Source organism: Mesorhizobium sp. GW821-FHT04C10 (assembly GCF_059420305.1).
Window position 1 is genome coordinate 2,444,482 of record NZ_JBWKTL010000001.1, and the last position, 14,225, is coordinate 2,458,706.

Consider the following 14,225-nt stretch of genomic DNA (forward strand, 5'->3'; position numbering starts at 1 on the left):
GGTGGTCGCCTATTCGGCGGGAATTTGCGCCGGCCTTGCCGCCAGCTTCGTCAGCATGGCCTCGGCCTCGGCGCCACGCTCGGAGCGCTCGATGAAACCACCGCCGAAGATGCGGGCTTCGTTGCCGTCATCGGAATAGAGCACGCACGCCTGTCCGGGCGCGATGCCGGATTCGCCGTCAGCCAATTCGACTGATGTCACGCCTGCCGCATGGCGCAGCACCGCTGGACGCGGCGGCCTGGTGGAGCGCACCTTGGCGAACAGTTCGATGCCGCTGGCGGGCACGTTGGCGAGCGGACCGTCGCCAAGCCAGTTCATGTTGCGCAGATAGATCTTGTGCGTCTCCAGCGCCTCGCGCGGGCCGACCACGACGCGGGCCCGTTCGGCGTCGAGATGGACGACATAGAGCGGCTCGCCGGAGGCGATGCCGATGCCGCGGCGCTGGCCGATCGTGTAGCGCAGGATGCCCTCATGGCGGCCAAGCACGCGGCCATCGATGTGGACGATGTCGCCCGGATTGGCGGCGGACGGCTTCAGCTTGGCGATGATGTCGGAATATTTGCCCTGCGGCACGAAGCAGATGTCCTGGCTGTCCTGCTTGGCGGCCACCGTCAGTCCCATCTCCTCGGCAATCGCGCGAACCTGCGGCTTCGACAGGGCGCCCAGGGGAAAGCGCAGATAGTCGATCTGCGCCTGCGTGGTGGCAAACAGGAAATAGCTCTGGTCGCGGTCGGCATCGACCGGCCGGTAGAGTGCGCGGTGGGCGCCATTGGCGCCGGAGCGGATGTAGTGGCCGGTGGCGAGCGCGTCGGCGCCAAGCTCCTTGGCGGTGGCCAGGAGATCGGCGAACTTCACCGTCTGGTTGCAGGAGACGCAAGGAATGGGGGTCTCGCCGGCGACATAGCTCTCGGCGAAGGGGTCGATGACCGCCTTGCGGAAACGCTCCTCATAGTCGAGCACATAGTGGGGAATGCCCAGCGTCTCGGAGACGCGGCGGGCATCGTCGATGTCCTGTCCGGCGCAGCATGAGCCGGCCCGGTGCGTTGCCGCGCCATGGTCGTAAAGCTGCAAGGTGACGCCGACGACATCATAGCCCTCGCGCTTCAACAGGCCCGCGACCACGGACGAATCCACGCCGCCCGACATGGCGACGACGATGCGGGTGTTTTCGGGACGTCCGGGAAGGTCGAGACTGTTCATGATGCTTTCATTCTGCGCGGCGTCTGAATGCCAATGTCGAGAATATAGGTCAAGCTTTCCCACGACGCCAGCTTGCAGGCCCATTCACGGATTGCGAACGATCCGCCATCCGTCGGATTTTTCCCAACCAATTCAAGGCGTCGAGCCCGATGTTTCAAATGCCTGCGAAAAGACTAACGCGCTGTTCACGATCCTTACCTAGTCATTAGGGTCTGCTTAGGCAATTTTTAAAGCTGTGGCGGTAACGTGGCGGGGATTGGGTCTTTGAGTTTTTTGTAGAGAGTACGATGACCGATCTGGTTAGACCTAGAGTCAAGTATGTTATTGGGCCTGACGGCAGCCCTCTTACGATTGCCGATCTGCCGCCGACGAATACGCGTCGCTGGGTTATCCGGCGCAAGGCGGAAGTTGTCGCGGCGGTGCGCGGCGGGCTTTTGAGCCTCGAGGAGGCATGCCAGCGCTACAAGCTGACCACCGAGGAATTCCTGTCCTGGCAGGCGTCGATCGACGAATATGGCCTTGCCGGGCTGCGCACCACGCGCATCCAGCAATACCGGCACTAGAGCCGGCCTGGTACAGTCAAAGGGCGCGGCACTCCGCGCCCTTTTGCTTTTCCAGGCAGGTTCCTGGTCCTGAGGCAATTTCCCGCGGGTCAGACCGTCAGCGCCACCTTGCCGATCGGCCTGGTGGCGAGAAAGGCGTGGGCGGCACCCGCCTCTTCGAGCGGAAAGCTCCTTGCCACATGAACGGCAAGCTTGTTCGCGTCGATCAACCGACCAAGCTCCACAAGGCCTTCGCGGTCAGGCACGACGGACATGCGCTCGACCCGGATGTCGCGCGCGCTTGCCAGTGCCCTGGTGGTGTCGTTCAGGTTCAGCAAGGACACCAGCACACCGCCATTCCTGATGACCTTCAAAGAGTGTTCGGCGTGCTCGCCGCCCATCGGGTCCAGCACCAGATCGATGTCGCTGATCCGGCTGGTAAAATCGCCCTGGGTGTAGTCGATGACCTCGTCGGCGCCGAGCTTGCGGACGAAATCGAGCTTGTTCGGGCTGGCGGTGGCGATGACATAAGCGCCGCGCGCCTTGGCGATCTGCACCGCCACATGGCCGACGCCGCCGGCGCCCGCATGCACCAGAACCCGCTGGCCCGGCTTCAATGCGCCATGGCGGACGAGGCCCTGCCAGGCGGTCAGGCCGGCCAGCGGCAATGCGCCTGCCTGGATGTGGTCCGCCGCCTTCGGCTTCAGCGCGATTTCGTCGGCTGGCACGGCGGCCAGTTCGGCGTAGGCCGCCGCCTGCTTAGGGAACCGCGGCATGCCGAATACCTCGTCGCCGATCTTGAGATCCGTGACGCCGGCGCCCAATGCCTCGACGGTTCCCGAAATATCCCAGCCGAGGATGAAGGGAGGTTCGCCAAGCAGCGGATAGTAGCCGGCGCGTACGGCGCCATCGACCGGATTGATGCCGGCGGCCTTGACGCGGACCAGCACTTCACCGGGCTTTGCCGTCGGGTCGGGCTGATCGGCAATGACAAGGACGTCGGGTCCGCCGACGGAATTCTGGATAACGGCACGCATGGGATGTCTCCTGCTTGGTTGCTGCCGCTATCATTTGGATAGTAATATTCCCTTGTCCAGTATGTACCTTCTTGATATATAGGTACCTCATGGATAGTGAAGATGCCTCCCCCTTCGGCTATGACGCGTTCCGGCGGACATGTCCGTCGCATACCGTGCTGGAGATGCTGGCCAGCAAATGGGTCTACCTGGTGGTCTGCGCGTTGCGCAAAGGCCGTCTGCGCAATGGCGAGCTTGCCCGCAAGCTCGAAGGCATCACGCCTAAGATGCTGACGCAGACGCTACGCGTGCTGGAGCGTGACGGCCTGGTGCGGCGTGAGATCTTCCCGGTCATTCCGCCGCGCGTCGAATATGAATTGACCGAACTCGGCCAGAACTTGGCGGGACTGCTGACCCAGATCAGGGCCTGGGCGGAACAGCACGCCCCAGACATCAAGGATGCGCGAGCCAGGGCGATTGCGGCGAATGAAGGGGAATGGGCCGCCTAGGGCAGCTCGCCGTTTCCCGGAAACCGCATTCTTTCTTGTTCTTACGCAAGTCCGTACGGAAAACCGCCAGGCACTTTCCTGGAATTGCTCCAGCTACGCGCCCGCGGACATGCCGACGATCTCGGCCTGTTCAACCGATCATGGCGCTGCGGCCGCCGGTCTCGGCTTCGCGAATCTTGGTGTCGCGCGATTCCAGCATTTCGGCCTTGGAAAGCTCCGCTTCAGCTTCGCCGAGTAGTGATTCGGCAGCGCTTCGCTGTTGTGCGAGGTCGCTTTGCGAATTTCTGAGGTTGTCGCGGCGCAAGCGTGCCGCCTTGGCGAAGGTCGGATAGGCGAAATGATTGATGTCGGTGATGCCGGCTTTCTTTTCCTCGGCGGTGATTTGAAGCTCCAGTTCGACGGCCATGCGTTCGAACTCGGCGATCATCATGTCGAGTTGCAGCAGCTGCCGCCGCTTCTCATTCACCTGAAACTGTTTCAGCCGAACGAGGTTTTCACGTGACTTCATGATTCGGTACTCCCGGAAACGCACACCCGCACATATCGTCCAAACCACCTGGAAACGCCCAGGCGTTGCCCGTGTCCACCGGCTTTCCCCGAACTATGGGAAACAAAACCCTAAAGTTTTTTGCCGGCGGTAACCATTCGTTTACGGGCATTGTTAATCATACGGGTCAGGGCTTAAGGCCGGGTAAAAATTCCGGTCGCCGAAGCGAAGGCGCGTCGATGAGTCCCTGGAGTCGCTTAGTCCAGGTTATTAATGTGTTGCATTAGGAATTTGGGTCTAGGATTCGTTATTAGATTCAAGAGGGTGTAGAAAGGGGTTAAAAAATCTGATACCGTCATGGACGGGAAATTAGGTTTTGTTAACCATTCGATGGCAGCCTCTGCACAAGGCAACCACTGCTCCGGGGCAGGACGGGTCGTGAAATGGTCCGGCAGCAGAAAAGGGGAATGAAATGCGTGTTCTGCTGATAGAAGATGACAGTGCAACCGCACAAAGCATCGAACTGATGCTGAAATCGGAAAGTTTCAATGTCTATACGACGGACCTCGGTGAAGAGGGTGTCGATCTGGGCAAACTCTACGACTACGACATCATCCTTCTCGATCTCAACCTGCCCGATATGTCCGGCTACGAGGTCTTGAGAACGCTTCGTCTCTCCAAGGTGAAGACGCCTATCCTCATCCTCTCCGGCATGGCCGGCATCGAGGACAAGGTCCGCGGCCTGGGCTTCGGTGCCGACGACTACATGACCAAGCCGTTCCACAAGGACGAGCTGGTGGCGCGCATCCACGCCATCGTGCGGCGCTCCAAGGGCCATGCCCAGTCGGTCATCACCACGGGTGACCTGGTGGTCAACCTCGACGCCAAGACCGTTGAGGTCGGCGGCCAGCGCGTGCACCTGACCGGCAAGGAATACCAGATGCTGGAGTTGCTCTCGCTGCGCAAGGGCACCACGCTCACCAAGGAAATGTTCCTCAACCATCTCTATGGCGGCATGGACGAGCCGGAGCTGAAGATCATCGACGTCTTCATCTGCAAGCTGCGCAAGAAGCTCGACGCCGCGTCCGGTGGCCAGAACTACATCGAGACGGTCTGGGGCCGCGGCTATGTGCTGCGCGAACCCGAGGACATCCGCGTCAGCGCCTGAGCCGACCGCTATTGCCATCTTCGACAAAAAACCCGGCTTCGGCCGGGTTTTTGCGTCAGCGATGGCAATGACGGTGGCTGCCAGAGCAATTCCAGGAAAAGCGTGACACGGTTTTCCGTCCGGAATTGCATGCAAAACAATGAGATATGGCGGTTCGGCGTTTCCGTGAAACGTTCCGCGTCTCAGGCTGCGATCTTCAGCGTGCGAAAGCGCTCGAGCAGCTGCGGGCGGTTGAACGGCTTCAGGAGATAGCCCTGGGCGCCTGCGCGCTTGGCCCGCATGATCGACGCGATATCGAGTTCGACCAGCGAGATCAGGATCTGCGGCTTTATCGGGCTCTCCATGGCGCGTACGCGGCGGATGAGGTCGACCGCCTGGACATCCGGCAGGGCACCGTCGACGACGATGATGTCGGGCATGTCGGCGGCGCACATCTCCAGTGCATCAAGCCCGCTGGCCGCTTCGATGACCACCATGTCGGAACCGCCCAGGATGCGTTTTGCAACCTTCCTGATGACGCTTGAATCGTCGACGAACATGCAGCGTTTCATTCCGGGTCCTCTTTGCCCTTGGGCAATCCGGTCGTGCGGGGCATCTGCTGCGCACCCTAGACCAATCTGGTAAAGAACCCGGAAAGCCATTGGGTAAAATTTTTGCAAACATGCGTTTGAGAGGCTTTTCCTTGCGGATGCTTCGATGGCGCTCCCAGTCGAGCCATCACGACAATATTACGCTGCTGAAATACTTTGCCCTGCGAGCAAGCCGGCAGGCCGCTCAGGCTGCCGAAAGTACGATTTCTTCCGCCGTCGCGTGGATCGATATCGTCATGCCGGCCTCGCGGGCCAGAAGCAGCGTGTAGTAGGGCTGCACCGAATGCGCATCGATCGGCTCTTCCGGCTTGTGGCCGGAATGCAGTTCGAGGAATTTCGGCGGCACGCGCAGCATCGGGCCGCTTGCCGACAGGGAAATGCGCGGCTCGGTTTCGAGATTCTCGAGGGTGACGACCAGCTTGCCGCCACGCGGAATGGCGGCATTGGCGACCAGGATCAGGTTGAGCAGCAGCTTGACCTTGTTCTTGGGCAGCAGCGCACGGGCCCCGTTCCAGGTCAGTTCCGGCTTTTCATTCTTGAGGAAGGCGATCGCCACCGCTTCGGCGTCACCGGTGTCGATCAGCATGCCGGCCGAACCGGCCGCGCCGAAGGCGATGCGGGCGAACTGCAGCCGGGCCGAGGCGTTCTTGGCGCTCTGGCGGATGAGCCGCATGGCGTCTTCGTCGGCGCCGCCCTCGTCAAGCAGTTCAAGCCCGTTGTTGATCGCGCCGACCGGCGAGATGATGTCGTGGCAGACGCGGCTGCACAGAAGCGCCGCCAGGTCAGGCGCGGAAAGGGTGAACAGATCGGCCATCGGTGAAAATCCCTGCAAAATCCCACAATTCGCGGCCGAGCGATTGATTATCGCGCCTGCGCACACGAATCATGCTCCAACCCGAGGCTTTCTGAATACACAGCACTCGTAGGTACAGCAACAAACCCAAAATTGTCGTCTGGCAAATGGCGTGTTCGCGCAGGCCGCCGGCGCGCGCGACCCCAAAGCCAGCCTTCGAACCGCCATCTTCCTGTGGGAGTTAATGGTTGAAAAAGAATTACGGCATAGTTTGCCCTTAACTGTCATCCTTAACGGCCGCCTAAAGAGCCGGACCGGATGCGAGGCGTCGGCGAAAGTGCTCCATGACGGAGATTGGAAGCATGTTTTCCCGAATCTATGACCGGAGTGTCCTCCGTGTCCTCTCAATGGCGATCACGCTCATGGGCGTCCTCGTCTTCTCGACTTCAGCCCTGCGGGCTCAGGAATATACCGCTCAGGAGATTGTCGATTCCGGTCACAAGTTCTTCGGCGCGACATCGGGTGGACTCGCCACGGTCGTGGAGAAGATCTTCGCCTCCTACGGCTTGCCCAATGGCTATCTCCTCGGTGAGGAGGGGTCGGGTGCGCTGATCGGCGGCCTGACCTATGGCGAAGGCACGCTCTACACCAAGAATGCCGGCGACCACAAAGTGTTCTGGCAAGGCCCGTCGCTGGGCTGGGATTTCGGCGGCGAGGGCTCCCGGGTGATGATGCTGGTCTACAATCTCGACGATGTCGGCAACCTCTACAACCGCTATGGCGGCGTGGCCGGTTCGGCCTATGTGGTGGCGGGTGTCGGCTTCAACGTACTGAAGAACAACAATGTGCTTCTGGTGCCGATCCGCACCGGTGTCGGCGCCCGGCTCGGCGTCAATCTCGGCTACCTGAAGCTGACCGAGCGGGCGACCTGGAATCCGTTCTGATTCCAGTTCGCCGTGACCGCAATGCCGGCTTTTCCGTGGGAATTGTAGGTCCGTGATGCTCCATGCGCCGCGGCAGGCTCTTGCCGCAGCGCCGGATTTCCGCCATGCCAATATGATGCGGTCCAGTCCAGGTGGTTGCCGCCGATAGCGGGTTGTCTTTTGGTTCAGTCGGTCCTGTTCTTTGCCCTCGGCTTTCTCTGCGCCGGCTTTCTGGCGCTGATCGTGGCCCCGGCCGTCTGGCGGCGTGCGGTCTCCCTGACCCGCAGGCGCATCGAGGCCTCTATTCCGCTGACGCAGGCCGAGATCCAGGCCGACAAGGACCGGATCCGGGCCGAGTACGCCATGTCGACACGCCGCCTCGAGATGAACGTCACGGCGTTGCGCGAGAAGGCGGCCGAACAACTCGTCGAGATCAGTCGCGGCCGCGAGGCGTTGAAGGGGCTGGCGGTCGAGCGCACGGACAAGAATCACGCGCTCGCGGAACTCGGCGCCAAAAGCGAAGCATTGCGGCAGCGCGAAGAGGAACTGCACCAGCTTTCGGAGCGGCTCAAGGAAACCGAGCGCAAGCTGGAGAAGCGGGCGCTCGAACTCGAAAAGCTGGAGCACATGTACGACGATGCCAGTTTTTCCTCCAGCAGCCGGCAAATCGAGCTCGTGGCGCGCGAGTCCGAATTGCAGAAGCTCGCCAGCGACATCTCGCTGCTGCGCGGCCAGCGCAAGGAAGCGGATCGGCGTCATCAGGAAATCGCGGCCGAAAGCAAGGCCGCGCGCGATGCCCTGAAGGCGGAGAAGAAAAGGGCGGCCGAACTCGACAAGAAGGTCGAACGGCTGCTGGCGACGCTCGCCGACCGCGAGGACAAGCTCGACCGTCGCGAGAAGGAACTGGTGCGGCTGCGCGAAAAGGCGAAGGGCGAGGACGGCGCACCGGCCTTGCGACTGGTCGGCAGGCCGGATGACGCGGCAGGGGATGACGAGGCCAAGAGGCGCGACGACCTGGACCAGGCGATCGCCAAGCTCGACAGCGATCGCGAACGGCTGGAGGCCAGGCTGACGGCGCTGGCGCGCGAGAACAAGCGGCTCAAGGCGGATCTCGGCGCCGTGGCATCGTCGGGTTCGGTGAACGGCAGTGCCGCGCTGCGCGAGCAGATGAACGAGTTGGCGGCTGAAGTCGTCCACCTGACGGCCAAGCTCGAGGGGCCCGATTCGCCGATCGCGAAAGCGCTGGCGGGCCCGCAGGACAGCCGATCCGACGGCGGCGACCTCAGTCTCGCCGACCGCGTGCGGGCCTTGCAGAAAGCGGCCACGAACTAAGGTGTGTTGAGATTCAGCTGATGCGGGGCTGCAAACGGCGGCTTTCTGCGCTTCCGGTGTTCAAGTACCCAAAAGTACGCTCCGCTCCGGTTCTCGAAAACCACCATTTTCGGCTCGGCCTGACCTGAATCTCAACATCACCTTAAGCGGGGTGCCGCCGTCACGCTTGTTCAACGGTGTGAGAAATGATGCAGGGCGATGGCCGAGGCGGCGGCGACGTTCAGGCTGTCGAAGCCTTTCGACATTGTGATCCGCACGGTCTGCAGGCTAGCTAGCAGGTTTTCGGGCAGGCCTTCGCCCTCGGTGCCGAGATAGAGCGCCAGGCGTTCGGTCGGCCTTGCATCACGTATGTCGGTTCGTCCGCGCGGCGACAGGGCGAATTGTTCAAAGCCCCGTTCGGCGAGCGTTGCGACAAAGCCAGGGGCGTCGCTGAAGGATGCGAACGGGATCTTGAGCGCGGCGCCGACAGAAACGCGAATCGCCTTGCGGTACAGCGGATCGCAGCATGTCGCGTCCATGAGCACCGCATCGGCGCCGAAGGCGGCGGCATTGCGAAAGATCGAACCCATATTGTCGTGGTTGGCGATGCCGACAAGCACCACCACCAGGGCTCGGCCGGGCAAGGCATCCAGCAATGCCCCGGCCGCTTGCGGCGTCTGCTTGCGGCCGATGGCCAGGATGCCGCGATGCATGTGGAAGCCGGCGATCGCGTCCATCACCGCACCGGTGACGACGAAAACCGGCAGGTCCACCGGCGCCTTGTACAGGATGTCCCTGAGGCCGCCGAGCCGGTTTTCCAGGACCAGAACGGATTCGGCGCCGAAGCGGCCGGACGACAGAAGCAGGTCGAGCACCACCTTGCCTTCGGCGACGAAACGCCCTTGCCGGCCGGCGAGATCGCGTTCGCGGATATCAAGATAGGCGGCGACCCTGGGATCGCCCGGGTCTTCGATGCGAATTGGGTCCATATCCTCCGCTCAAACATCAAGAGCGTGGTTTGTGCGTCGAGGAAGACGCGCAAGCCATGTTCTGGAAATCGTCAGCGAGGTAGACGGCCGCAGCCGCGTCCGGTCAAGTGCCGGCGCGGCGCAATCTCTGTGCCATCTGGGACAGATCCTCCTTGCCGCCGCCGAAAATACCATCCAGCACGACAAGCAACTCCCGCACCGCATCGGAGTTGCAGGAGTAGTAGATCATCTGGCGGTCGCGGCGGGTTTCCACAAGGTCGAGCGCCCGCAACTTGGCCAGATGCTGCGAGAGGGCGGATTGGCTGAGCATCACCTTTTCGGCGATAGCGCCGACCGACATTTCACCGTCGATCAGATGGCTCATGATCAACAACCGTTTTTCGTTGCCCATCAGCATCAGAAATTCGGCAGCCGATTCGGCGTTGGCGATTAGCTTTGTCGAGACCATGAATGCCCCATGCTGTTTGCTCATCGAGGCGCCATGGGGGCAATGGTGCCTGAATCCATAAATTCAATAGCGAAAGGCAACCGACGAGTCAGCGCCCTTCACAAAGGGTAGAACATTTCTTTCAAATCTCAAGTGTTGCTTTCGATCAAATGCAATTAAGTTTCGTTGGTTGCCTGCCCGGCAGCCCGGCCGCTCCTGGCCATGGCGACCAGAACGGGTCGCAGGTCCCGCGCTGCCACCAGGGGTTGCGGAAAGAATACCCGGCAAACATTGTCTTTCGACACCAAATCCATGCCATCGGCGTCCAAACCCGCGATGCTCCAGCCGTCGCCAGATGCCCCGGCATAGTGATGCGCATAAACCGCGATCGCGTCGAGATGGTCCGCATTCATGTGCTCGACGGCGGATTGTTCGCTCGCCGCAAGCTCTTCGACGATGGGCCCGCTGGTGACGAGATCGGACCGATCGAGCAGATAGGCCTTGCCGAAACCGCCATTGAGGCTGGCGCGCTCCGGCTCGAGGCGAAAGATCGAGAAGTCGCCGAGCCCGGCATAGAGGCTCGCCTTGGGATTGCGGTTGAGATAGCGGCGCTCGGCACGGGCATGCGCGTCAGAGCCACGCTCCAGCCGCGACGCCCGGCAGATCAGGGTTAAGCGCGGATGCGCCAGCGGGTCGCCCTTGCCGGGCTCGCCGAGCAGCAGGGAACAGCGTGGATCGGCCAGGATGGCAGGCGTATGCGCCGAGAGCATCGAGACCAGGATCAGCGGCACGCCGTCGATGTCGGTGGCGACACCGACCCGGCTTGCAAGCGGCGACCCGGTCTGCGCCTCCAGCACCGCCAGTGCGCCGAAGCGGGCACTGCGCAGAAGCGTTTTCGCCAATCGGATTGCCTCGGCGTCGGTCTCGCGGATCACATCCTTCTTTCGGTCGTCCAAGGTTCTCGCCCTGCTAAGTTGATTTTTCTATTCCACTTATCAGACGATGAGGCCTGTCTTGGCAAGTGTTCCAATGCATGTCGCCATCCCGGAACTCGCTCGCACTCGTGGCTCGAGGCGTGGGCAGGCTCATGGGCGGCATGCCTTACCTCGGCGCCATGCGGATGGCGCCGTCGAGGCGGATGGTTTCGCCGTTCAGCATCTGGTTTTCTATGATGTGCAGGGCAAGGTCGGCATATTCGGATGGTTCGCCGAGGCGCGACGGGAAGGGCACGGCGGCGCCCAGTGAATCCTGCACGTCCTGCGGCATGCCCGCCATCATCGGGGTCTTGAAGATGCCGGGCGCGATGGTGCAGACCCGAATGCCGGAACGGGCCAGGTCGCGCGCTACAGGCAATGTCATGCCGACCACGCCGCCCTTGGAGGCGGAGTACGCGGCCTGGCCGATCTGGCCGTCATAGGCGGCGACCGAAGCGGTGTTGACGATGACGCCACGCTCGCCGCCCTGCAGCGGCTCGAGCCTGGCGGCGCGGTCGGCGACGAGGCGGATCATGTTGAAGGTGCCGATCAGGTTGACCTCGATCACCTTGCGGTATTGGTCGAGTGGATGGGGCCCATCCTTGCCGATCGTCTTCACGCCGATGGCGATGCCGGCGCAATTGACCAGGATGCGCGGCTCGCCCAGCTTGCTCGCCGTCTCGGCGACGGCCGCAGTGCCACTGTCGGCGCTGCTGACGTCGCATTGCACGGCAATGCCGGCGATGTCGGCCGCGACCTTGGCAGCGCGGTCGATGCCGACGTCGAAGATGGCGACGCGAGCGCCCTTGGCGGCAAGCGCACGCGCCGTTGCCTCACCAAGGCCGGAGCCGCCGCCGGTCACGATCGCGATCTGGCCGTTCGGATTCATGGCGTCATCCTCTCCTAAAGCGGTTCAAGTCCCGTGGGAAAACCGTTTCACATTTTTCCTGGAATTGCTCCAGGAGAACAGGACGGATCAAGGCCCGGATCGAAGGACCAGGTCAAGCCATCGCCTAGACGTGCTCGGCGAGCCTGGCCTGGCTGGCATGGCCGACCTCGCCCGTGAGCCTGGCAACCGCGCCCGGCGTGATCTCGTGCGACAAAAGGCGGTCGAGGTCGACGGGGCGCGGCATCGAGATCTGGCCGCGCGGGATGCGCTTGAAGCCGAGCGGCCCGTAATAGGGTTCGTCGCCGACCAGTATGACGGCCGGCGCCCCGGACTTTGCGGCCGCCTCCAGCGCGATCGCCACCAGCCGGCGGCCGATGCCGAGATTCTTGAAGGCGGGCCGCACGGCAAGCGGCCCGAGCATCAGCGCGCGGCCGGCACCGGCGGCAATGCGGGTCATGCGTACCGAGGCGACGACGATATCGCCGTCGACCGCGACAAAGGACAATCCACGCTCATGGCCGCCGGCCTCGCGGATCTTGTAGGCGGCAAGCACGAAACGGCCAGGCCCGAAGGCCTCGTCATTGATGGCTTCGATTTCAGGGTCGTGCGCCGGAGTTTCCGGCAGGTATTTAACGTCGGCAAGGCTCATGGTCTTTGCGTTCCGGTAGAGGAGGAAAGGTTGCTGCGAACGGCAGCATTCGCCAGTCAGCGCTTCAAGCGCGGGCGCCCTTTCGTCGTCGGTCAAACCGGATCAAAGCAAAGTCGAACATGCGGAGTGTCCGCTAGCATCAATTTTCGGCCGCCGCAATCGGCGCCTTCGCTGGCCCTACTGATTGACAATCTGTTCAGCCCTGAATGATTTCCGGCCTGCCGCATCGCGCTCTACATGAGGTGGAAACGCGAAAGGACATCTCATGGGATTGCTGGTCGACGGCAAATGGCAGGACCGCTGGTACGGCACCAAGGAAAGCGGCGGCAAGTTCGTGCGTCCGCAATCGCAATGGCGCGACTGGATCACGCGCGACGGAACGCCCGCCGGAGACCGTGGCCGCGGGTTCAAGGCCGAACCCGGCCGTTATCACCTCTATGTCTCGCTCGCCTGTCCGTGGGCGCACCGGACGCTGATCTTTCGCGCGCTGAAGAAGCTCGAAGGCATCATCTCGGTCTCGGTTGTGCATCATTTCATGGGCGCGAATGGCTGGACGTTTCTTGCCGAAGACGGCGCCACCGGCGACACGCTCTACGGCCTCGATTTCCTGCACGAGATCTATACCAGGGCAGATCCCACCTATTCGGGCCGAGTGACGGTGCCGGTGCTGTGGGACAAGAAGGAGCAGACCATTGTCTCAAATGAGTCTTCCGAAATCATCCGGATGCTCAATTCAGCCTTCGACGAATGGGGCGACGCCGGCCTCGATTTCTATCCTGAAGCGTTGCGGGGCGAGATCGATGCGATCAACGCGCTGGTCTATCCCGCCATCAACAACGGCGTCTACCGTGCGGGCTTCGCCACCACCCAGGCGGCCTATGAGGAAGCGTTCGGCGAACTGTTTTCGGCGCTCGATACGCTGGAGGATCGCCTTTCCAGGCAACGCTATCTGGCGGGCGATCGCATCACCGAGGCCGACTGGCGGCTGTTCACCACGCTGGTGCGTTTCGACCCGGTCTATGTCGGCCATTTCAAGTGCAATCTGCGCCGAATCGCCGACTATCCGAACCTGTCGAACTATTTGCGCGACCTCTATCAGGTGCCTGGTGTCGCCGGCACGGTGAACCTGCATCACATCAAGGCGCATTATTACGGCAGTCACGAAACGATCAATCCGACACGGATCGTGCCGCTAGGGCCGGAACTGGACTATGGCGCGCCGCATGACCGGGTCCGGTTCGGGGAGCGGGCCTGATCTACCAGTAGGGCGATGTCGACTCACCCCGAAAAACCTCGGCGATCCGCCGCAGCGTCGCCGGCGTCGTGTCCCTGGGTAAGCGATCCAGCGGGAAGAAACCGGCCTCGGCGATCTCGTGGTCCGGCTGCTTCGGTGCTGTCTGGCTGAAGTGCTCGATCAGGTACAAGCCGACATGGTCGCGGCGGCTGGAACGGCGGTTGAAATGCATCGATTTGAGAACCGGCGGCGCGGTCAGCGCGATGTTGCCTTCCTCGGCCAGTTCGCGCGCCAGCGCCTCGGCAAGCGTTTCGCCCGTTTCGACGCCACCGCCGGGAAGCTGCCAGCCCGGCACATAGGTGTGTCGGATGAGGAAAACGGAATTGTTGGCAGCGTCATGGATCAGGCCGCGCACGCCGAGCGTCATCGGCCGCCGCAGCACGAAATAGAGGTGGAACAGCCTGGACCTCAAACCCGCCCAGCCGGTCTGGCGGAAGGCGTCTTCCGGATTTGCCATCAGGTGC

The 14,225-nt window shown here is 62.2% G+C and carries 17 protein-coding genes; 6 read left to right on the plus strand and 11 right to left on the minus strand.

Annotation, left to right across the window (positions count from 1 at the left end; translation table 11 throughout):
* Positions 1-9: 9 nt before the first annotated feature.
* Positions 10-1,200, minus strand: coding sequence for a tRNA 2-thiouridine(34) synthase MnmA (gene mnmA / locus AC07UC_RS11720; protein WP_494905800.1), 1,191 nt, complete (start codon positions 1,198-1,200; stop codon positions 10-12).
* 287 nt (positions 1,201-1,487) lie between these two features.
* On the opposite strand from mnmA, the gene sciP reads away from it, so the two are divergent.
* On the plus strand, positions 1,488-1,763 hold the full coding sequence (sciP, locus tag AC07UC_RS11725; protein ID WP_006203587.1) for a CtrA inhibitor SciP: 276 nt from the start codon (positions 1,488-1,490) through the stop codon (positions 1,761-1,763).
* 89 nt (positions 1,764-1,852) lie between these two features.
* Here sciP and AC07UC_RS11730 read toward each other — a convergent pair whose 3' ends face one another.
* Positions 1,853-2,779 carry an NADP-dependent oxidoreductase gene (locus tag AC07UC_RS11730; protein WP_494905804.1) on the minus strand — a complete coding sequence of 309 codons (927 nt, stop codon included), beginning with the start codon at positions 2,777-2,779 and terminating at the stop codon, positions 1,853-1,855.
* 89 nt (positions 2,780-2,868) lie between these two features.
* On the opposite strand from AC07UC_RS11730, the gene AC07UC_RS11735 reads away from it, so the two are divergent.
* Positions 2,869-3,267: a winged helix-turn-helix transcriptional regulator gene (locus AC07UC_RS11735; protein WP_140771593.1), complete on the plus strand. Its 399-nt coding sequence runs from the start codon at positions 2,869-2,871 to the stop codon at positions 3,265-3,267.
* 130 nt (positions 3,268-3,397) lie between these two features.
* On the opposite strand, the gene AC07UC_RS11740 is transcribed toward AC07UC_RS11735, so the two are convergent.
* Positions 3,398-3,775, minus strand: a complete 378-nt coding sequence (locus tag AC07UC_RS11740; protein ID WP_056578132.1) for a hypothetical protein — start codon at positions 3,773-3,775, stop codon at positions 3,398-3,400.
* A gap of 451 nt (positions 3,776-4,226) precedes the next feature.
* Here AC07UC_RS11740 and ctrA point away from each other — a divergent pair, with 451 nt between their 5' ends.
* Positions 4,227-4,922 carry a response regulator transcription factor CtrA gene (gene ctrA, locus AC07UC_RS11745; protein ID WP_006203583.1) on the plus strand — a complete coding sequence of 232 codons (696 nt, stop codon included), beginning with the start codon at positions 4,227-4,229 and terminating at the stop codon, positions 4,920-4,922.
* A gap of 182 nt (positions 4,923-5,104) precedes the next feature.
* On the opposite strand, the gene AC07UC_RS11750 is transcribed toward ctrA, so the two are convergent.
* Positions 5,105-5,473 (minus strand): response regulator, encoded by a 369-nt coding sequence (locus tag AC07UC_RS11750; protein ID WP_140607090.1) that lies wholly within the window; start codon positions 5,471-5,473, stop codon positions 5,105-5,107.
* Between the two features lie 223 nt (positions 5,474-5,696).
* Positions 5,697-6,326, minus strand: a complete 630-nt coding sequence (gene chpT, locus AC07UC_RS11755; RefSeq protein WP_019860754.1) for a histidine phosphotransferase ChpT — start codon at positions 6,324-6,326, stop codon at positions 5,697-5,699.
* Between the two features lie 386 nt (positions 6,327-6,712).
* On the opposite strand from chpT, the gene AC07UC_RS11760 reads away from it, so the two are divergent.
* Positions 6,713-7,249: a DUF1134 domain-containing protein gene (locus tag AC07UC_RS11760; protein WP_224518884.1), complete on the plus strand. Its 537-nt coding sequence runs from the start codon at positions 6,713-6,715 to the stop codon at positions 7,247-7,249.
* A gap of 159 nt (positions 7,250-7,408) precedes the next feature.
* The gene (locus tag AC07UC_RS11765) at positions 7,409-8,560 is read left to right on the plus strand and encodes a coiled-coil domain-containing protein (RefSeq protein WP_494905806.1); all 1,152 of its coding nucleotides are present in this window, start codon (positions 7,409-7,411) and stop codon (positions 8,558-8,560) included.
* Positions 8,561-8,730: 170 nt separating this feature from the next.
* On the opposite strand, the gene AC07UC_RS11770 is transcribed toward AC07UC_RS11765, so the two are convergent.
* From AC07UC_RS11770 to AC07UC_RS11790, 5 genes are all read right to left on the minus strand, one after another.
* A complete protein-coding gene (locus tag AC07UC_RS11770) occupies positions 8,731-9,528 on the minus strand; it encodes a TrmH family RNA methyltransferase (RefSeq protein ID WP_494905807.1) in 798 nt (265 codons plus the stop codon).
* A gap of 103 nt (positions 9,529-9,631) precedes the next feature.
* Positions 9,632-9,976 (minus strand): ArsR/SmtB family transcription factor, encoded by a 345-nt coding sequence (locus AC07UC_RS11775; RefSeq protein ID WP_056578376.1) that lies wholly within the window; start codon positions 9,974-9,976, stop codon positions 9,632-9,634.
* 155 nt (positions 9,977-10,131) lie between these two features.
* A complete protein-coding gene (locus AC07UC_RS11780; RefSeq protein ID WP_494905809.1) occupies positions 10,132-10,911 on the minus strand; it encodes a HugZ family pyridoxamine 5'-phosphate oxidase in 780 nt (259 codons plus the stop codon).
* A 145-nt stretch (positions 10,912-11,056) separates the two neighbouring features.
* A complete protein-coding gene (locus AC07UC_RS11785) occupies positions 11,057-11,818 on the minus strand; it encodes a 3-hydroxyacyl-CoA dehydrogenase (RefSeq protein WP_494905810.1) in 762 nt (253 codons plus the stop codon).
* Between the two features lie 124 nt (positions 11,819-11,942).
* Positions 11,943-12,467: a GNAT family N-acetyltransferase gene (locus AC07UC_RS11790; protein ID WP_140771579.1), complete on the minus strand. Its 525-nt coding sequence runs from the start codon at positions 12,465-12,467 to the stop codon at positions 11,943-11,945.
* Positions 12,468-12,732: 265 nt separating this feature from the next.
* On the opposite strand from AC07UC_RS11790, the gene AC07UC_RS11795 reads away from it, so the two are divergent.
* On the plus strand, positions 12,733-13,722 hold the full coding sequence (locus AC07UC_RS11795; protein ID WP_494905811.1) for a glutathione S-transferase family protein: 990 nt from the start codon (positions 12,733-12,735) through the stop codon (positions 13,720-13,722).
* Position 13,723: 1 nt separating this feature from the next.
* Here the strand turns inward: AC07UC_RS11795 and AC07UC_RS11800 are convergent, their stop codons facing one another.
* Positions 13,724-14,218 (minus strand): NUDIX domain-containing protein, encoded by a 495-nt coding sequence (locus tag AC07UC_RS11800; RefSeq protein WP_494905813.1) that lies wholly within the window; start codon positions 14,216-14,218, stop codon positions 13,724-13,726.
* Positions 14,219-14,225 lie beyond the last annotated feature (7 nt).